The organism is Pseudomonadota bacterium, assembly GCA_039028935.1.
Classification (GTDB): domain Bacteria; phylum Pseudomonadota; class Gammaproteobacteria; order Steroidobacterales; family SZUA-146; genus SZUA-146.
The window spans coordinates 1-19,108 of sequence record JBCCHD010000056.1 but is presented as its reverse complement, the minus strand read 5'-3'; the positions used below and the strand labels follow the sequence as shown (position 1 = coordinate 19,108).

The 19,108-nt window shown below is 56.8% G+C and carries 16 protein-coding genes and 1 tRNA gene; 5 read left to right on the top strand and 12 right to left on the bottom strand.

Annotated elements, in window-relative coordinates:
• Positions 1–131 precede the first annotated feature (131 nt).
• The 3 genes from AAF465_16295 to alaS all read right to left on the bottom strand — a co-directional run bounded on the left by AAF465_16295 (position 132) and on the right by alaS (position 3,562).
• Positions 132–222, bottom strand: a tRNA-Ser gene (locus AAF465_16295).
• A gap of 222 nt (positions 223–444) precedes the next feature.
• Entirely contained in the window at positions 445–627 is a 183-nt protein-coding gene (csrA, locus tag AAF465_16290) for a carbon storage regulator CsrA (protein ID MEM7084290.1), read from the bottom strand.
• Between the two features lie 337 nt (positions 628–964).
• Positions 965–3,562 (bottom strand): alanine--tRNA ligase, encoded by a 2,598-nt coding sequence (alaS, locus tag AAF465_16285; GenBank protein ID MEM7084289.1) that lies wholly within the window; start codon positions 3,560–3,562, stop codon positions 965–967.
• Positions 3,563–3,963: 401 nt separating this feature from the next.
• Here alaS and AAF465_16280 point away from each other — a divergent pair, with 401 nt between their 5' ends.
• Positions 3,964–4,596, top strand: a complete 633-nt coding sequence (locus tag AAF465_16280; GenBank protein MEM7084288.1) for a hemolysin III family protein — start codon at positions 3,964–3,966, stop codon at positions 4,594–4,596.
• Between the two features lie 57 nt (positions 4,597–4,653).
• Here the strand turns inward: AAF465_16280 and AAF465_16275 are convergent, their stop codons facing one another.
• The 4 genes from AAF465_16275 to AAF465_16260 all read right to left on the bottom strand — a co-directional run bounded on the left by AAF465_16275 (position 4,654) and on the right by AAF465_16260 (position 8,280).
• Positions 4,654–5,121, bottom strand: a complete 468-nt coding sequence (locus AAF465_16275; protein MEM7084287.1) for a regulatory protein RecX — start codon at positions 5,119–5,121, stop codon at positions 4,654–4,656.
• A gap of 4 nt (positions 5,122–5,125) precedes the next feature.
• On the bottom strand, positions 5,126–6,160 hold the full coding sequence (recA, locus tag AAF465_16270; protein MEM7084286.1) for a recombinase RecA: 1,035 nt from the start codon (positions 6,158–6,160) through the stop codon (positions 5,126–5,128).
• Between the two features lie 436 nt (positions 6,161–6,596).
• The gene (locus AAF465_16265) at positions 6,597–7,139 is read right to left on the bottom strand and encodes a CinA family protein (protein MEM7084285.1); all 543 of its coding nucleotides are present in this window, start codon (positions 7,137–7,139) and stop codon (positions 6,597–6,599) included.
• A 16-nt stretch (positions 7,140–7,155) separates the two neighbouring features.
• On the bottom strand, positions 7,156–8,280 hold the full coding sequence (locus AAF465_16260; GenBank protein ID MEM7084284.1) for a glycosyltransferase family 4 protein: 1,125 nt from the start codon (positions 8,278–8,280) through the stop codon (positions 7,156–7,158).
• Between the two features lie 68 nt (positions 8,281–8,348).
• On the opposite strand from AAF465_16260, the gene mutS reads away from it, so the two are divergent.
• From mutS to aspS, 4 genes are all read left to right on the top strand, one after another.
• Positions 8,349–10,958, top strand: coding sequence for a DNA mismatch repair protein MutS (gene mutS, locus AAF465_16255; GenBank protein MEM7084283.1), 2,610 nt, complete (start codon positions 8,349–8,351; stop codon positions 10,956–10,958).
• A gap of 334 nt (positions 10,959–11,292) precedes the next feature.
• On the top strand, positions 11,293–11,700 hold the full coding sequence (locus AAF465_16250) for a biopolymer transporter ExbD (protein ID MEM7084282.1): 408 nt from the start codon (positions 11,293–11,295) through the stop codon (positions 11,698–11,700).
• A 189-nt stretch (positions 11,701–11,889) separates the two neighbouring features.
• Positions 11,890–12,300 carry a biopolymer transporter ExbD gene (locus tag AAF465_16245; protein MEM7084281.1) on the top strand — a complete coding sequence of 137 codons (411 nt, stop codon included), beginning with the start codon at positions 11,890–11,892 and terminating at the stop codon, positions 12,298–12,300.
• A 149-nt stretch (positions 12,301–12,449) separates the two neighbouring features.
• Positions 12,450–14,225: an aspartate--tRNA ligase gene (aspS, locus tag AAF465_16240; protein ID MEM7084280.1), complete on the top strand. Its 1,776-nt coding sequence runs from the start codon at positions 12,450–12,452 to the stop codon at positions 14,223–14,225.
• Between the two features lie 125 nt (positions 14,226–14,350).
• Here the strand turns inward: aspS and AAF465_16235 are convergent, their stop codons facing one another.
• The 5 genes from AAF465_16235 to AAF465_16215 all read right to left on the bottom strand — a co-directional run.
• Positions 14,351–14,716: a zinc ribbon domain-containing protein gene (locus tag AAF465_16235; protein ID MEM7084279.1), complete on the bottom strand. Its 366-nt coding sequence runs from the start codon at positions 14,714–14,716 to the stop codon at positions 14,351–14,353.
• Positions 14,717–14,752: 36 nt separating this feature from the next.
• Positions 14,753–17,338 carry an ATP-dependent chaperone ClpB gene (clpB, locus tag AAF465_16230; protein ID MEM7084278.1) on the bottom strand — a complete coding sequence of 862 codons (2,586 nt, stop codon included), beginning with the start codon at positions 17,336–17,338 and terminating at the stop codon, positions 14,753–14,755.
• Between the two features lie 198 nt (positions 17,339–17,536).
• A complete protein-coding gene (locus AAF465_16225) occupies positions 17,537–17,959 on the bottom strand; it encodes a hypothetical protein (protein MEM7084277.1) in 423 nt (140 codons plus the stop codon).
• 160 nt (positions 17,960–18,119) lie between these two features.
• Positions 18,120–18,875, bottom strand: a complete 756-nt coding sequence (pgeF, locus tag AAF465_16220; protein MEM7084276.1) for a peptidoglycan editing factor PgeF — start codon at positions 18,873–18,875, stop codon at positions 18,120–18,122.
• A partial coding sequence (locus AAF465_16215; protein ID MEM7084275.1) for an RNA pseudouridine synthase occupies positions 18,868–19,108 on the bottom strand: 241 nt, incomplete at its 5' end. The genes AAF465_16215 and pgeF, both read right to left, overlap by 8 nt.

The window sequence follows — 19,108 nt, the reverse complement described above, 5'->3', positions numbered from 1 at the left end:
CGCCGCTTGCGCGGCTCGTCGTTAATTGCTTTGCCATTAATCGAACGTCCGACCGCCTGGTTCGTAGCCAGGTACACTATCCAGCAGAGCTACGGGCGCATTTAAAACAGTGGCCATTGCACGTTTGCAACTGGCGGAGAGGGAGGGATTCGAACCCTCGAAGGGCTTTTAACCCTTACTCCCTTAGCAGGGGAGCGCTTTCGACCACTCAGCCACCTCTCCGTGCTGTGCGAACGGATCCGCCTGCCGTGCCGCGACACAGCGATTTGCCCTGTCGGGGGCTGGCTTGCGACCAACCGACTGCGCATAATACTGATGCAATCTGACGGCGTAAACCCTTCGCCAACTTTTGAGAGGCCGGAATACAAAAAAGCCGTCAAAACATTGGTTTCGACAGCTTTTTTTCTTACGCCGCGACGAATCGAAGCGGCAAAGTCCGCAAAATCAGGACTCGCCGGCTTTTTCTTCGTTTTTAATGCGCTCGTAAATTTCCTCGCGGTGTACTGCGATGTCCTTGGGTGCATTCACCCCGACGCGAACCTGATTCCCTTTGACGCCCAGCACCGTTACGGTGACCTCGTCGCCAATCATCACGGTTTCGCCCACCCGTCTGGTCAGAATTAACATGTCGTGCTCTCCTAGATTCTCAATCTATGTGCAGCGTAGTCCCCGACTCACGGTGGCTATCTGCTGTTTTTTTAATCACTCCGTTACCGATGGGTCCTGCACGGCGATGCGAAGACTATCATACTGCTTTGCAGCGCCAAACGAACTGGCTCACGGGATACGTCCACACCCTAATACGAATGCTTAGTTTTCATTAGTATTTATCAGCGACGTATCGCCGAAAACACCGCCATTGCGTACGATGTTGAACTGAACCCAAAACTGTAAAACAGTGTGTCATTAATTACACACAACTGAAACTAAATCAATGCCACATCCGGTTGCGCGGCGGGTTTAATCAAAGTTGCGACTGAACCCGCGTATAGACGCTCTCGAGTGCCTCGTCGAGCTTGTCCGGCTCCGAACCACCGGCCTGAGCCATGTCGGGTCGACCGCCACCCCGACCGCCGACCACGGCGGCAACTTCGCCAATCAAAGCGCCCGCTTTAATCTTGGCGGTAAGGTCTTTACTGACGCCCGCCACGAGACGGACCTTGCCGTCCTCCACTGAGCCAAGCACGACGACTGCCGTACCCAACTTGTCTCGAAATTGGTCCATGCTGTCGCGCAGTCCGCCGGCATCGAGCCCCCCGAGATTAGCGGCCAGCACCTTAACGCCATCAATCTCTTTGACCTGACTCATGATATCGGTGCCGGCAGAACCGGAAATGAGCTCTTTTTTCAATCGAGCCACTTCCTTTTCCAATGCGCGTGATCGCATTATGAGCGACGACACACGCCCCTCGACATCGTCGCGATGGCCCTTGACCAGTTCGGCCACGGCCGAGAGCTGCTGTTCGTTGCCCCGCATCCAGGCAAGCGCCGCATCGCCAGTCAATGCCTCAATGCGGCGCACACCCGCCGCAATGCCCGACTCGCTAACAATTCGAAATACGCCGATATCCCCAGCGCGTTCCACGTGCGTGCCGCCGCACAGCTCGAACGAAAACTCGCCGAGCTTAAGCGTTCGAACCTCGGCGTCGTATTTCTCGTCAAACAACGCGAGTGCGCCCTCATCGATGGCGTCTTGCAAGTCCATATGACGAATCTGCGCTTCCGCATTCTCTCGAATCTGCCGATTGACGATGTCCTCAATCCGTTTGAGCTCTTCGCTACTCACCATTTCATAATGCGAAAAATCGAAACGTAAGCGCTCGCTGGTGACCAGTGAACCCTTTTGATTCACATGATCCCCTAACACTTCGCGCAAGGCGGCATGCATGAGATGTGTGGCGGTGTGATTGAGCACCGTGGCTTGACGTACGGCCGCATTGACCCTCGCCTCTGCTTTCTCTTTGCGCTTGAGGTATCCCTGCACAAGCGAACCGATGTGACCGATGCCCTTGCCAAACTTCTGTGTATCCCGGACTTCGAATAGGCCCTGGGCTGTTTGAAGCGTGCCGACATCGCCGATCTGACCACCGCCTTCCGGATAAAATGGCGTCTTATCTAAGAACACGATGCCCTCTTGGCCGCTCAACAACTCGTCGACTTCCTCGTCTCCACGGTAAAGCGCGATCAAGCGCGAATCGGTCGACAACGTGTCGTAGCCAAGAAATTCAGTCGCGTCATCGCGCTGAACGCCGCCGCGCATATCGACACCAAATCGACTGGCTTTTTGGCCCAACTCTTTTTGCTCTTCCATCGCGCGCTTAAAACCCGCCTGGTCAACGGTTAACCCGCGCTCTCTGGCCACATCGGCGGTTAGATCAAGCGGAAATCCGTACGTATCATAAAGCTTGAAGGCCGCGGCACCGGGGATAACCTCGCCCTTTAGATCGTCGATGGCGGCTTCGAGGATGGCCATGCCTTTCTCGAGCGTTTCGGCAAAACGCGACTCCTCGCTCAGCAGCACCTTTTTAATGTGCGACACCTGTTTACGCAGCTCGGGATAGGCACCCCCCATTTCGCGGTCCAATGGCTCTACCAGTTCGTTAAAGAACGCACCGTTAACGCCTAATTTAAAGCCGTGGCGAATCGCGCGTCGAATAATTCGACGAAGCACGTAGCCTCGACCTTCGTTTGACGGGAGCACACCATCAGCAATAAGGAAGGCACAGGCGCGAATATGGTCGGCGATAACGCGCAGTGACGCGTGCGATCGATCGGTCTCGCCGGTCAATGCCGAGGCGGCCGAAATCAAATTGGCAAATAGGTCGATATCGTAATTGTTATGGACGTGTTGCATCACGGCCGAAATACGCTCGAGGCCCATACCGGTGTCGACCGACGGTTTTGGTAGATTCGACATTGAGCCATCTGCGGCCGATTCGAACTGCATAAACACAAGGTTCCAGATCTCAATATAGCGATCGCCGTCTTCGTCCGGACTTCCCGGCGGCCCGCCGGCCACTTCGGGCCCGTGATCGTAAAAAATTTCGGAACAGGGACCGCACGGCCCAACATCGCCCATCGACCAGAAGTTGTCTTTCTTGCCCAGTCGCGAGAAGCGTTCGGCACTCACCCCCATGTGCTTAAGCCAAATGTCAGCCGCTTCGTCATCGTCTTCGTAGACGGTCACCCAGAGTTTGTCCTCCGACAGTCCGAGTTCTTCTGTTAAAAACTGCCAGGCAAATTGAATGGCTTCGATTTTGAAATAGTCGCCGAAACTGAAATTACCCAACATTTCGAAAAACGTGTGGTGGCGCGCGGTGTATCCCACGTTTTCCAAGTCATTGTGTTTGCCGCCGGCCCGGACGCAGCGCTGAGACGTCGCCGCACGCGAATACGGGCGCTTTTCAAGACCCAGAAACACATCTTTAAATTGCACCATGCCCGCGTTCGTAAACAGTAGCGTCGGGTCATTGCCCGGCACGAGCGAACTGCTGGCGACAGGCTGATGGCCGTGGCGTTCAAAAAAATCGAGAAACTTTTGTCGAATGTCGGCGCTTTTCATTAAGGTTCCATAGCGGGTCAGGCGCTGTTGGTCGTCTAACGCTGGATAATAACCAAGCTGCCTCGGAATAAACACCTGTTCACCACGTTACCCCCGATCCGATCGGGCCGATGACTAAGTCGGCGTAGCAATGACCCACCCGAATTTAACCATAGCGGTCGTACCAAGCGGCCCGCCGCGACGATTCACTGTGCGTTCGCATTCAACGGCGCTCGACGCACTCATTGTGCGCGACTGACTGGCGAGTCAGTCCACGCGACCGATTGATTGGCCATCTGGCCGGGCAGCATAGAAATTATGCGCTAATACCCCATTTTATTCGTCCTATCGGCGGGATTTGTTTGGTCCGTTCACCTACAATCCGCTGTTCATGTAACGCAATTCACGCTGAGGCAGACGTTATGTATCCCGGAGAGCGACTCAATAGCATTTCGCACCTTGTCGGGGCCGCACTGGCACTCATCGGGTTTGGCGCGTTACTCGCCGTGAGCATCGACAGCCGCGATCCTTGGATGATTACAGGGTTTACCGTATTCGGCGTAAGCATGGTCGTGCTCTATACCATGTCGACGCTCTACCACAGCTTTCGCCCTCCCAAGCTCAAGGCGTTGTTTCAACGCCTGGATCATATCGCGATCTATCTGCTGATCGCCGGCACCTATACGCCGTACACGCTAGTCACGCTTCGCGAAGGCAATGGGTGGCTCATATTTAGCGTCATATGGGCATTTGCACTCGTTGGGGTACTGCTTGAGTCGCTACCCGTGCGTCGGCCCAAAGCCCTTCAACTGGCCATTTATCTGGGCATGGGATGGACCGTCGTATTCGATTTACCCAATCTTCGCGCGTCACTCGATCCTGCGGGCCTGTCCTGGCTGACCGCCGGCGGCGTGCTGTACACGCTGGGCGTTGTGTTTTATTTGTTGGACAGAAAAAAACAGATGCCCCATGCGCACGGTATCTGGCATTTTTTCGTGCTGGCCGGAACGGCCTGTCATTTTGTATCCATCATTGGCTTTGTCCGGCCAGTCTGAGGTAAACGATCACTGGCCCACGCCATGATACGACGCTCTATACCACGGCGCCCACTCTCATTCGTCGACTGCGATCTGTTCTAGCGCACGAATGGCGCCGGCAGATTGCTCGGCGTTAAAGCCACGTTGCTGCAAAAAGCGCAGTCCTTTGGCACGTTCAGCGTGATCGGCACAGCCATGAGGAAATTTCTTTCGAGCCACTTCGATCGCGCTCGCCGACCAATCGACATCGGCCCGTCTGAGCGCCGCATCGGCATCAGGCCCTTCGAGACCGCGCGCTTTTAGTCCGTTGCGGATGTAGTGCGGTCCTTTGCCCCGCGCCGACTGCGCCCGCGTGTACATATCACCAAAACGCGCGTCATCTTGGAGACCTTCATCGGCAAGGCGCTGCAGCGTTTCCTGAGCGAGCGCGTCCGGCACACCGCGCTGATTTAATTTGCTCAGCAGCTCGGCGAAGCCGTGTTCGCGCCTGGCCAGATAATCCATGGCCAGGCGACGAACCTGCGCGGCCGTGGCCGCGCCCATGTTGTCACGCTTCTTGAACAGCCTCGAGCTCAACCGGAGCTGGGTTCTGCTTGGGCAAGAACTTCTGGCGCAACGCCGTCTCAATTTCTTCCGCGATGTGCGGGTTCTCGATGAGGTACTGGCGGGCATTGTCCTTGCCCTGACCGATGCGCTCCTTGCCGTAGCTGTACCAGGCGCCCGATTTCTTCACGAGTCCCTCGTTGACACCCATGTCGATGAGTTCACTCTGCCGCGATATACCCTGTCCGTAGAGAATTTCAAACTCCGCTTTCTTGAACGGCGGGGCCACCTTATTTTTCACGACCTTAACGCGTGTTTCGTTTCCAACAACCTCATCGCCCTTCTTAATGGCACCGATTCGGCGAATGTCCAGGCGTACGGACGAATAGAACTTGAGCGCGTTACCACCGGTCGTGGTTTCTGGACTGCCGAACATCACGCCAATCTTCATGCGGATCTGGTTGATAAAGATCACCAGTGTGTTGGATCGCTTGATATTCGCCGTGAGCTTTCGCAGCGCCTGCGACATGAGTCGGGCCTGCAGGCCAACATGTTTGTCACCCATTTCGCCCTCAATTTCGGCTTTGGGTGTGAGCGCCGCCACAGAGTCGACGACCACGACATCGATAGCGCCGGAACGCACGAGCATGTCGGTGATCTCCAGTGCCTGTTCTCCCGTGTCTGGCTGAGACACAAGTAGATCTTCGGTATTGACACCCAGGCGCTCGGCATACGTCGGATCAAGCGCATGCTCGGCGTCGACAAACGCGCAGGTGCCACCCAGCTTCTGCGCTTCGGCCACGACCTGAAGCGTCAGCGTCGTTTTGCCCGAGGACTCCGGCCCGTAAATTTCGACCACACGCCCTTTGGGCAACCCGCCGATTCCCAGCGCGATATCCAACGTGAGCGAACCGGTTGAAATCGCCTCGACGTCCGGCAAGGCACCGTCATCGCCCAGTCGCATGACCGACCCTTTACCAAACTGCTTCTCAATCTGCCCCAATGCGGCGGCCAGCGCCTGTTTACGTTTGTCGTCCATTCAAGTCACCCGAATACGTTTTGTGTGCAATGGCCCCTCAATAAGAAGCCGCGAATCGCGCTCACACGCGGTAGCAGAAAGGCAGCGGGTCTGACAGCCACCGCCTCTCGGTGGTCAGGCGCACAGCTAGGCTGAATGCGCCTGGTCGCCAATCGCCACCGGTAGTCTCCGGAACCATGGCTACATGCGGGGATACCGGTGACGATCAACGTGGCGTTAGTATTCCAAAAACTACTGTATAAATAAACACTATTTTTGGGCAAATGACCCAAAAAATCGTTTGTCGGCTTATCTGGTGGTTTAGGAAGGTGGCGATCGCTATATATAGTAGCGCGACCGGCGGGGCATGCCCAGTACTCGGGGCGAAAGTCGGCAGATCAGGCTCGCGAATGCGCAAAACCACTGTATAAATAGACAAACCCCATTTGATGTCGACTCACGTGTTCTTATCCAGCGAGGTGCCAAGCAGGCGCACGGCCGCTTGCACGGCCCTTCGCCGAATGGCCTCTCGATCCCCGACAAAGTGGTGTTTCTCGGTGATGATCTGCGGATAGTCCGCCGAAATCGACTGGCACGCCGGACCGAGTGCCACCGCCATCCACACCAGACCCACCGGCTTATCCGCGGTGCCGCCATCGGGACCCGCCACGCCGGAGACGCTGACAGCGCAATCCACATTGAGCGCACCCAGTGCACCCACCGCCATCTGCCCAACGACCGCCTCACTGACCGCACCGTGCGTATTCAGTGCATCGGTGGTGACACCAAGAGCCCGTTCCTTGACCGCATTGCTATACGACACGATCGACCCACTAAACCACGCCGAACTGCCCGCCACATCAGTCAGCACTTTGGCGATCCATCCGCCGGTACAGGATTCCGCCGACGCCATCGTCAGCCCTTGTGTTCGCAGTCGCTCACCGAGCGATTCAGCACCGTCAACCAACGTGTTATCGAGGGGAACTGAATCGTGATTCATCGTCGGGTTCCTCGACTCACAGCCCTTTGCCGTGCTCGTTCAATAGCTCTAGGTAGACATTGAGATTGCCTTCCACCATGGCATCGACTGAAAACTGCGACACCACCTTTTCGTGCGCCGCTTTTCCCATCGCCTCAGCCCCTTCCCGATCATCCAGCAACCGCAGAACGCCCTCGGCAATCTGCGCCGGCGATTCGGGATCGATCAGTAGCCCGTTGACTTCGTCTTCAATAATCTCTGTGACGCCACCCACACGGCTCGCCACGATCGGTAGCGAGGCAGCAGCAGCCTGTAGCACTGCGACCCCAAGGCCCTCGGTCAGCGGCGGATGGATAAACACATTAAGACAACCCAACCAATGGTTAATGTCTTTACGAAAACCGGCGAACGTCACGGCCTGCTCGATGCCGAGCCTCTGCGCTTGGAGCATTAAGCGCGAATCTTCCGGTCCGCGCCCGAAAAACACCACGCGCACGTCCGGGTAGCGTTCGCGAATCATCGGTACTGCCTCCAACACGAACCGATGTCCCTTACGTTTGATCAGTTGCGCAACCATCCCGATGACGGGCGCGCGCCTCTTCTCGACCGAACCGGAAGTCTGATTAAAGAAGGTTTTGGCGAATGCCACCCGATCCCAGCTGCGCTCCCACGTCGCCGTGCGCACCGCACTGTGTACAACACGCAGTTTTTGCGCTGGGACACCGGCATCGGCCAGCACATCGCGAATCGCCGAAGAAATGGCGACCACTCGATCAAACAAGCGGTACTTGTATTTGACCACCAGCGCCGACTCCGCGTTATCGACACGCCGAGACACGATCACCGGTATATCTGGAAACCGACGCGCAGCGATGCTGCCAAACCAATCGGCGCCCCGACGACTGTGCAAATGAATAATATCGGGTTCAAAGTCGGCAATCAGTTTGCGCAGACGACCGATCACGGCAAAATCAAGATCGCCCCCCATGGGAATCGGAAAAACCGGAATACCCATGTGCGGCAATCGAGCGGCGATCTCGCTTCCGGCAGGACACACGACCGCACAATCGATACCACGCAGTTTGAGGCCTTCGGCCAAATAAAGCACCTGGCGCGCTCCGCCATACAGATGTCGGCCCGCCTCAATGTGCATCACTTTCATAAGCTGCGTGCCTGTTTGCGAAGAATCACTTATTCTAGCAGCTTCCGGCCTTCGGGCTAATGGCCTGTATGCCCCACCAAACTCACCCTTACAACCAATCGTTTTTCTCCGCCATGACTCAGCACGCTCAACACACACCGATGATGCGTCAGTATCTGGGTATAAAAGCGCAACATCCGGACATCCTGCTGTTCTATCGGATGGGTGATTTTTACGAGCTGTTTTATGAGGACGCGAAAAAAGCGTCGAAGCTCATTGACATCACGCTCACCGCGCGTGGCAAATCGGGTGGCGAACCAATTCCCATGGCCGGCGTGCCCGTCCATTCTGTCGATAATTATCTGGCGCGACTTGTGCGCCTCGGCGAGTCGATTGCCGTGTGTGAGCAAGTGGGTGACCCGGCAACCTCAAAAGGTCCGGTTGACCGGCAGGTGACGCGTATTGTGACGCCCGGCACCGTGACAGAAGACGCTCTGCTCGAGGCGGGTCGCGACAATTTGCTCCTGGCCGTTGCCGAAGGCAGCGCCAACACCTACGGTTTGGCCTGGCTCGATGTATCGGCCGGACGCTTCACGCTGTGTGATGTCGACGGCGACGATGCGCTGGCGGCTGAGCTTGAACGCCTGCAGGCGGCTGAAATGTTAGTCCAGGATGATTCGACCTTACCTGACACGCTGAAGGGCCGCTTTACGCATCGGCCGGTTTGGCATTTCGACGCAGACACGGCATCGACATTACTCAACGAGCAATTTGGTACGCGCGATCTCAGCGGCTTTGGGGTGGCCGCTCTGTCCCCAGCGGTTGGGGCAGCTGGCGCCCTGCTGCAATATGTTCGCGACACGCAGAAAACGGCGCTACCGCATGTTCAATCACTCAGCGTCGAACGGCGAGACGATGCGCTGCATCTAGACGCGGCGACGCGACGCAATTTGGAGCTGTCGGTCAATCTGAAAGGTGGCACCGAATTCACGCTGGCATCGGTGCTCGATCTAACCGGTTCGGCAATGGGTACCCGCCTGCTGCGACGTTGGATCAACCGACCTATTCGCAGCCATAGCGAACTGACAGCGCGCTATGATGCGGTCGATACCCTACACGCGTCGGCGCTCACCGACGATCTCAGCGCGCTCATGCGTACGGTGTGTGATATCGAGCGCATCCTGGCCCGCATTGCCCTACGATCGGCACGACCACGCGATTTAAGCCAGTTGCGCGACACGCTCGGTCAGCTTCCGGCCCTGCAGTCATTATTAGCCGATGCTCAAGCGGAGCGAATTGTCGATCTGCGCAAGCGCTGTGGCGTGCATGCCAATCTGCACGAACTGTTGGTTCGCGCGATTATCGATGAACCCCCCATGCTCATTCGCGATGGTGGTGTGATCGCGCCTGGCTATGACGCCGAGCTCGATGAACTTCGCGCACTCGCCGCAAATGCCGATGACTTTCTCACGCAGCTCGAGGTGCGAGAGCGCGAACGCACCGGCGTTGCCACACTGAAAGTCGGCTACAACCGTGTGCACGGCTACTATATTGAGATGGGCCGCGTGCACGCCGACAAGGCACCGATCGACTACCAGCGACGGCAAACGCTAAAGGCCGCCGAACGCTACATCACACCGGAGTTAAAAGAATACGAAGACAAGGTGCTATCGGCCAAAGAGCGGATGCTGGCTACGGAAAAAACACTTTACGAGGCGCTACTCAATCGACTCGCCGACTCGCTAGATCCGCTGCAAACCACGGCGCTGGCGCTGGCGCAGCTTGATGTGCTCGCGTGTTTCGCCGCACGTGCGGCCGACGCCAACTATTGCCGACCCGCTCTGACCGATAAACCCGCACTGGATATTACCGCGGCTCGTCACCCGGTCGTCGAAACCACCGATATCGATTTTGTCCCCAATGACCTGAATTTGCATGACGCCCGTCGCATGCTCATTGTGACCGGGCCGAACATGGGCGGAAAATCCACTTACATGCGTCAAACCGCGCTCATTGTGCTGATGGCGCACATCGGCGCGTTTGTACCGGCCGCGGCGGCGACCATCGGACCGATCGATCGGATTTTCACGCGAATCGGCGCATCTGACGACTTGGCGAGTGGCCGCTCGACGTTCATGGTCGAAATGACAGAGACAGCGCTGATCTTGAATTCGGCGACACCACAGAGCCTAGTCCTTATGGACGAAATCGGTCGCGGCACGAGCACCTTCGACGGGCTGTCGCTGGCGTGGGCGTGTGCCCACGACATGGCCGAACGTGTCGGCGCCTTCACTTTGTTTGCGACCCACTATTTTGAACTCACCCAGCTCGCCGACCAGATTCACGCGGTGGCTAACGTTCACCTCGATGCGACCCAGCACGGCAAACGCTTGGTGTTCATGCACAGCGTCAAACCCGGCCCAGCCAACCAAAGTTACGGGCTTCAGGTGGCGCGCCTGGCGGGCGTTCCAGCCATCACGATTACTCGCGCCCGCCGCTATTTGTCGGCACTTGAAAAACAAGCCCACGCAGATCCGCTATCGCCGCAAGGCCAGCTCGACTTTGCCACACCGGACGCCCCTGCCGCAGAGCCCAGCGCCTTGGAACAAGCGATCGATGCGCTCGAGCCCGATGAACTGTCGCCGAAAGCCGCGCTCGAGGCACTTTACGCGCTCAAAACACAACGTGACGCCGAATAAAGGCTCGCAGCAGGCTAAATTACTCGTTTGCGAGAGGTTGATGCGGCGCAACGTTGCGCTTTATCGGGAATGCTCTACTATCTACGTATAAATTCGTATATTTGGATCGGAGTGTGCCGACACAGGCAACGGCCGGGGTGAGACCATCACCACGTCATGCTGATCGGCAGTCAGCCTTGCCGACAGCGTCCCGGGAGTGAGCACTGACGACACCCGACGTTGAAGCGGGCAGACGGCTTGGCATTTTTCGTCAAACCCGACTATGCTTTGCAATCCGGTTGGTCGGGTACATGGCCAGATAGAAAAACGCGGCGAGTGATGAGGAGCGCGCGATATGAAACGACACTTAGGGGATATTGAAGAGGTAGAAGAATCCGAGATCGACATTACGCCGATGCTCGATGTGGTGTTCATTCTGCTCATCTTTTTCATCGTGACCGCCACCTTTGTGAAGGAAAGCGGCCTCGATGTCAGTCGCCCAGACAACACCGAAGCGGTGACCAAAGAAGAAAAAGACAACATCCTGATAACGATCGGCCCGAACAATGGTATTTGGGTAAACCGTCGCAAAACCGATATACGTCGTGTGACTGCCAACATCGAACGACTGCATGCAGAAATGCCCGAAGCCACTGTGGTGATTTTGCCGGACAAAGAATCCAACACCAATACATTGATCAAAGTGATGGATGCCTCGCGCGAAGCCAACGTGTACAACATATCGATTGCTAACGCGCAGTAAACAGCGTTCATTTCATCGCAAGAAAACCCGCCTCTCGGCGGGTTTTTTTTCGCCCGAACGGAGGTGACCCAAATGGATCACCCAGACTGTGTTATGGTGTACGTAATTCTTCGTAAATTTGAATTACCCCTGCTCGCTGCCCTGCCCGGTGATGAGCGTTTCATTCGTTGATCAACAGGAAACGCCGCCATGCTAACCACCGAAACTCAACACCATGATCACGACGACACTGCGGATATCGACATCACCCCGCTGTTGGATGTGGTGTTTATTTTGCTCATTTTTTTTATCGTCACCGCAACGTTCGTCCGCGAACGCGGTCTGGATCTGCGCAAAGCCGATGAATCACCCTCCGCGACCCCAACGATTGCCCCGACGATTGTCATCGACATCGGGCCGAACAATGAGATTTTTGTTAACCAACGCGTGACTGACATTCGACGGCTGAGCGCCAGCATTCGTCGATGGCACAGTGAGCACCCTCAGGCAGTAGTCGTAATTGCCGCAGACAAAAAAGCCCGCACTCACACCCTGGTCAGCGTGATGGATGCGTCGCGCGAAGCCAACGTGCTGGATATCTCACTCGCGGGCATACCGTAGCGCCTGAACATGCTGGCCGGCACGCAACCACCCTGCCGGGACAGGCCGACCTGTCGCGCCGCTGACTTGCGCCCCGACAAGTCACCCCGTAACATTCCGGCTCTTTAATTTCAGGGCTTGCCAGCCCATCCGTTACCTGAGAAACCAACATGCGTACCCACTACTGCGGCACCGTCACCGCCGAAGCCATCGATCAAACCGTTACCGTTTGCGGCTGGGTGCACAATCGCCGCGATCACGGCGGGGTCATTTTCATGGATTTGCGTGACGCCAAAGGGGTGGTTCAGGTGGTGGTTGATCCCGACACACCGGAAATCTTTGCCGTGGCCGAACAAGTGCGTAGCGAATACGTGCTCCAGATAACCGGCCGCGTGCGTACCCGACCTCAGGGCATGATCAACCCCAATATTACGACGGGTGAAATCGAGGTATTGGCCAAAGATCTCACACTGTTAAATCGGTCCAAAACACCGCCAATTCAACAGGACGACAACCCGGGCGAAGAGTTGCGACTCAAGTATCGATACCTCGACCTGCGCCGCGAAGAAATGCAGGGTCGACTGCGGCTACGCGCGAACGTGGCCAAAGCCCTGCGACGCTACCTCGACGACCGCGAGTTTGTTGAAGTGGAAACACCGATGCTGACACGCGCCACACCCGAAGGCGCGCGCGACTACCTTGTGCCATCGCGCACCCATCCGGGTGAGTTTTTTGCGCTTCCGCAATCGCCGCAGATATTCAAACAACTGCTCATGATGTCGGGACTCGATCGCTACTATCAAATCGTCAAGTGTTTCCGCGACGAGGATCTACGCGCTGACCGCCAACCCGAATTCACCCAGCTCGATATCGAAACATCCTTTATGTCGGAAGACGACATCATGGACACGTTTGAGGAAATGATGCGCGCCGTGTTTAGGGACGTGCTCGACATCGCGCTGCCAAACCCGTTTCCGCGCATGACCTATGCCGACGCCATGAGCCGGTTCGGCAGCGACAAGCCCGACCTTCGCATTGATTACGAGTTAGTGGGCGTCTCCGATTTGATGCAAGCCGTCGAATTCAAAGTGTTCGCCGGACCCGCAAACGACCCGAACGGGCGCGTGGCGGCGCTGTGCGTACCAGGTGGCTCAACGTTCACCCGCAAAGTGCTTGATGACTATGGCAAGTACGTTGCGCAATATGGCGCCAAGGGTCTGGCTTACATTAAGGTCAATGACCCGTCAGCCGGCCGCGACGGCCTGCAAAGCCCAATCGTCAAAAATCTCACCGACAAAGCGCTCAACGGCGTACTGGAGCGCACTAACGCAAAAGCGGGCGATGTCATTTTCTTCGGTGCCGACAAGGCGCGCGTAGTCAACGATGCTTTAGGTGCTCTACGCGTTAAGCTCGCTGAAGATTTGGGCACAGTGGGTGAAGGCTGGGCACCGCTGTGGGTGGTGGATTTCCCCATGTTTGAATGGGACGAACGCAATCACCGCTGGGCCGCGTTACATCACCCGTTCACAGCGCCACGCGCGGACGATGTCGACGCACTGCAGGCAGCCCCGGGCGACAGTGTGTCGCGGGCGTACGATATGGTCCTCAATGGCAGCGAAATTGGCGGCGGCTCTGTGCGAATCCACAATCAAACGATGCAGGATGCCGTGTTCAAGTTGCTGGGCATCGACGAGGAAGAAGCAAACGAAAAATTTGGCTTCCTGCTGGAAGCACTGCAGTACGGCTGCCCACCACACGGGGGTATCGCCTTTGGTCTCGATCGACTTGTGACCCTCATGGCGGGCGTGGACAGTATTCGCGAAGTCATCGCGTTTCCAAAAACGCAAACAGCACACTGCCCACTGACAAACGCGCCGGGACCGGTGCCCGACGAGTCGTTGCGTGAACTGTCTATCCGCGTGCGCAAACCGGTTGGAGACAGCTAACACTCGGGCCCATCAACAGGCGGGCCAAACGTACGGTATTGAGTGAACGGAGGTCCTACGACCGACGGGGCGATTACCCGTGACGCGGCACCCGCCACCGCTGGTCCGTCAGCACGGTCTCACTATTAGTTTGTCTCACCGCTTTTTTTAGCGGGTGTAGCCTGTGCTTTTGTCGCGCTGTCTGACGGGCTGCTTTTGTTCGCGCCCTGGGTCTCACTCCGTGTTCCGCCGTCTTTTTTATCGGGCGACTTGGCCGAATCCTTGTTGCGATCGCCACCGTCACCACTATCTGCCAGATTTTTGCGCTTATCTTTTTTAAAGTCGGTTTCGTACCAACCCGAGCCTTTAAGCCGGAAGCTCGGTGCCGAGACAAGCTTCACCAACGCCGATTCATCGCACTCGGGACAGTCTGAAAGAGGCGGGTCGGACAGTTTCTGTAGCTCGTCGAATTCGTGGGCACAGGCCGCACACTGATACTCGTAAATAGGCATGATAGCGGGTCACTTCTGAGTCGAGGGCGGAGTGTGTCAGTGACGCACCGATTTTTCAAATACGAGTTCGCCATCGTGCGCGTCTACCTCAACAAGATCGCCCGGCGCGAACGTACCCGCCAAGATGCGCTGCGCAAGCGGATTCTCCAAGCGCTGCTGGATAGCACGACGCAACGGTCTTGCTCCGTACACCGGATCAAACCCCGCATCGCCCAACAGATCGCGCGCAGCATCGTTGAGCACCAGCCCCAGTTCTCGTTCGCCTAGGCGCTTTGCAAGAACGCGAATTTGAATATCCACAATCTGGCGAATCTCGTCCCGATCAAGCGGATGAAACACGACCGTGTCATCAATGCGGTTAACAAACTCGGGGCGGAAATGCTGCCCTACTTCATTCATAACCGCTGCTTTCATTGCGTCGTAGTTCTCCTCGCCGGTCAGGTCCTGAATAATTTGCGACCCGAGGTTGGACGTCATGATCACCACGCAGTGCCTAAAATCAACCGTGCGCCCTTGGCCATCCGTCAAGCGACCGTCATCCAACACCTGAAGCAGAATATTGAACACATCGTGATGTGCCTTCTCGACTTCGTCGAGCAGAATCACCGAGTACGGTTTGCGACGTATTGCCTCGGTGAGATAACCGCCCTCGTCATAGCCAACGTATCCCGGCGGCGCGCCGATCAGACGCGCGACCGAGTGCTTTTCCATGAATTCTGACATGTCGATGCGCACCAGCGCGTCTTCGGAATCAAACAAGAACTCGGCGAGTGCTTTACACAATTCAGTTTTACCAACACCGGTCGGCCCCAGGAACAAAAAAGAACCGTTTGGCCGCTTCGGGTCGTTAAGACCCGCGCGAGCTCGGCGTACCGCATTTGACACGGACACCAGCGCTTCACGCTGACCGATCACGCGCTTGGCCAGTTCGGATTCCATGCGCAAAAGCTTCTCGCGTTCGCCCTCCATCATGCGATCGACCGGTATGCCGGTCCAACGCGCAACGACATCGGCGACTTCCACTTCCGTCACCTGATTGCGAAGCAATGTGGTTTCCACTTTCTCCGCGCCTTCGGAGGCTTCGAGCTGTTTTTCGAGTTCCGGAATACGGCCGTACTGCAGTTCGGACATGCGCGCCAAATCGCCAGCGCGATGCGCCGTTTCCAGCTCGATGCGCGCCTGTTCAAGCTGTTCTTTGATTCTCGCCGACCCTTCAACACTCAGCTTCTCCGCTTTCCAGATCTCCTCAAGGTCGGCAAATTCGCTTTCCACGTTCGCAATCGTTGCTTCAAGCTCCTTGAGTCGCTTGCGCGACGCATCGTCGTCTTCTGATTTGAGCGATTCGCGTTCGATCTTGAGTTTGATGAGCTGTCGATCGAGCAGGTCCATTGCCTCCGGTTTAGAATCGATTTCCATGCGGATGCGCGACGCGGCCTCATCAATCAGATCGATCGCTTTATCGGGTAGTTGTCGATCGGCGATGTAGCGGTGACTCAGTGTCGCGGCGCTAATGATCGCCGGATCGGTGATGTTAACGCCATGGTGTACTTCATAGCGATCTTTCAGGCCGCGCAAAATCGCTACCGTGTCTTCGACGGTAGGTTCATCGACCATGATGGTTAAAAATCGACGCGCGAGTGCCGCGTCTTTTTCAATGTACTGACGGTACTCGTCCGTTGTTGTCGCGCCGACGCAATGCAGCTCACCGCGCGCCAATGCCGGTTTCAGCATATTGCTTGCGTCCATCGCGCCATCGGCACGACCCGCGCCGACCATCGTGTGCAGCTCATCGATGAACAAGATGATCTCGCCTTCTTGTTTGGCCAGATCGGCTAATAGTGATTTGAGTCGCTCTTCAAATTCGCCGCGAAACTTCGCGCCAGCCACCAGCGCACCCAGATCGAGCGACAGAATGCGTTTATTGCGCAGTCCTTCCGGCACTTCACCGTTGACAATCCGCTGGGCAAGGCCCTCGACGATCGCCGTCTTTCCAACGCCCGGCTCACCAATGAGAACCGGGTTGTTCTTGGTTCGTCGCTGCAGCACCTGCACGGTGCGACGAATTTCACTGTCGCGACCGATAATCGGATCGAGCTTACCCTGCTCGGCTTTTTCCGTAAGGTCCAGGGTGTACTTCTCAAGCGCTTGCCGGGCGTCTTCGGCATTGGGGTTGTCCACCACACTGTCGCCACGTAATTCGGTAACAGCTTTGTGTACCGCCTCACTCACGGCACCGCTTTCACCCATCAGACGACCGAGGGTGCCATCGTCATCAACAGCCGCCAGCGCAAACAGTTCGCTCGACACATAGGAATCGTTGCGCTTTTGAGCGAGTTTGTCGCACTGATTTAGCAATTTGCCCAAATCATTGGACAGGTGGATATCGCCGCCCACGCCCGTCACACTGGCGGTCTGGTCGAGCCAGTCGCCAAGACGCGAACGCAGCAAGTTTACGTTGATTCCCGCTTTTGACAGCAGCTGGCGTGTCGTGCCGCCTTGCTGGTCGAGCATCGCGATCATCAAATGCGACGGTTCGATAAACTGATGATCCTTACCTAGGGCCAGGGACTGGGCATCCGCCAGAGCCATCTGAAATTTGCTGGTTAATTTGTCCATGCGCATGGCGCAACCTCACTGGCGGTGTCGATGCCCTAGATGTGCGGACTCCTACGCCTTTTTCAAGGCCAATGGTGAATCGACCTTTATCACCCTGCATGTTCTGGCGGGTGTGTCTGTGCTCAACCCACGATCGGTTGCGCGCGACAATGGCCATTTTCGACGCCGCGTGGTTCACGCGCGAAGTTGATGCCCACCTTACGCTCACTGGGTGGGGATCCATGGGCCGTCGATGTGCAGATCCAGTTCACGACGACCCGACGCGGTGTGGCCAATCAACTGTGCATGGAGAAGAGGCTGACAAAAATAACGGTCACACCAACAACAATAAACAGCACCTGGAACGCGCTCACCATGCCGCCCACTTTGCGATACAGACCCAGAATCAACTCCGCAACAGCGACATACCAAAAAGCGTGCGGCAGCCACCGTAATGACGTTCGGCACCCTCCATCGAACCTGCTCCAGCCAGACCCAGACCAGTACGCCATCCGCGACGATGGTAAGGCTCACATACAGATTGAACACCATGACCATAGACCGGTTAGATCCCACGTCGAGCAATACCGCTACATCCCCGAATTTTTGCGGTATTTCATGCGCAATCACCGCCGCGGCAGTCACCACGCCAGGTTCGACGCTGAAAGCAGAATCCAAAGTAGAGTGCTGGCCACGGTGGCGGGCGCCTGATCTGACCGTGTCGACCGCGGATCCTACCGCTCAGTCACCGGAAAACTATAACGTATTGATTCGTATCTGTATTTAAGGCGGACGGAGCATCAACATCTCAGGCTGCCATCCAAACCAGGGTCGCCATACGACCGGTCGGTTGGCGGCGGCGATGGGAGAAAAAGCGCTCGCCATCGGACAGCGTGCAGTGCTGGCCACCACTGACTTGGCGCACCCCTTGAACATCGAGTAAGCGCCGGGCGATAGCAAAAAGATCCGCCAGGTACTTCTGGTTTTTGTTGGCCTTGAAACAACGCCCCATTTGCCAATCGTTCGCCACGAATCGGTCCCACACATCATCACCCACTTCAAAACAGGTAGGGCCAATAGCCGGACCGAGCCAAGCATGAACGGTGCTCGGCGGGCAGTCCATGGCCATAATCGTGTTCTCAATGATGCCGTCGGCGAGACTTCGCCACCCACCATGAATCGCGGCAACCACCTGATGTTCCGGCGAAGCGAGCACGATGGGCAAGCAGTCGGCCGTCAAAATGGCTAACACACAGTCATGCTCCCGCGTCACCGAGGCATCGGCGGTCAGCGGTGTACCCGCCGTCGACACACCGACTTCCGCTACCCGGGCACCATGCACCTGATTGAGCCATATCGGTGTTGAGGGCAACGCGTTGAGACGGCTAAGTACATCTCGATTGTGCGCGACGCGTGCGGGTGCATCCCCCACATGGTCGCCAAGATTCAAAGTCGCAAATGGCGCCTCACTGCTTCCCCCTTCGCGTGTCGTGGTGAAGGCCTTAAACGCGGTAGGCACCTGCCATTCCGCCTCGATGACCGGTAGCGAGCGCGGTTCAATCACTGTCAATCTCTCGAGCGTCCCGTCGCAGCGCTTCGGTCAGCGCGCGAAAATCAGGTGGCGGGCGCACGCTTACCTCGACCAGTCGGCCGCTGATAGGATGATCAAATTCGAGCTTGTGTGCGTGCAGCGCCTGCCGCGAAAAGTGTTCGAGCTCGTCTCTCAGCGCCGGCGTCGCGCCTCGCGGAAACGACGGTCGGCCATACACGGAATCGCCTACGAGAGGGTGACCCATG

What these genes read in the sequence shown, in the direction of transcription:
- AAF465_16250 (MEM7084282.1), top strand. Translation starts at nt 11,293, where the DNA reads ATGAAACGACACTTAGGGGATATTGAAGAGGTAGAAGAATCCGAGATC.
- AAF465_16265 (MEM7084285.1), bottom strand. Translation starts at nt 7,139, where the DNA reads ATGAATCACGATTCAGTTCCCCTCGATAACACGTTGGTTGACGGTGCT.
- alaS (MEM7084289.1), bottom strand. Translation starts at nt 3,562, where the DNA reads ATGAAAAGCGCCGACATTCGACAAAAGTTTCTCGATTTTTTTGAACGC.
- AAF465_16245 (MEM7084281.1), top strand. Translation starts at nt 11,890, where the DNA reads ATGCTAACCACCGAAACTCAACACCATGATCACGACGACACTGCGGAT.
- AAF465_16275 (MEM7084287.1), bottom strand. Translation starts at nt 5,121, where the DNA reads ATGGGCGCGGCCACGGCCGCGCAGGTTCGTCGCCTGGCCATGGATTAT.
- mutS (MEM7084283.1), top strand. Translation starts at nt 8,349, where the DNA reads ATGCCCCACCAAACTCACCCTTACAACCAATCGTTTTTCTCCGCCATG.
- AAF465_16280 (MEM7084288.1), top strand. Translation starts at nt 3,964, where the DNA reads ATGTATCCCGGAGAGCGACTCAATAGCATTTCGCACCTTGTCGGGGCC.
- recA (MEM7084286.1), bottom strand. Translation starts at nt 6,160, where the DNA reads ATGGACGACAAACGTAAACAGGCGCTGGCCGCCGCATTGGGGCAGATT.
- AAF465_16260 (MEM7084284.1), bottom strand. Translation starts at nt 8,280, where the DNA reads ATGAAAGTGATGCACATTGAGGCGGGCCGACATCTGTATGGCGGAGCG.
- aspS (MEM7084280.1), top strand. Translation starts at nt 12,450, where the DNA reads ATGCGTACCCACTACTGCGGCACCGTCACCGCCGAAGCCATCGATCAA.
- csrA (MEM7084290.1), bottom strand. Translation starts at nt 627, where the DNA reads ATGTTAATTCTGACCAGACGGGTGGGCGAAACCGTGATGATTGGCGAC.
- clpB (MEM7084278.1), bottom strand. Translation starts at nt 17,338, where the DNA reads ATGCGCATGGACAAATTAACCAGCAAATTTCAGATGGCTCTGGCGGAT.
- AAF465_16235 (MEM7084279.1), bottom strand. Translation starts at nt 14,716, where the DNA reads ATGCCTATTTACGAGTATCAGTGTGCGGCCTGTGCCCACGAATTCGAC.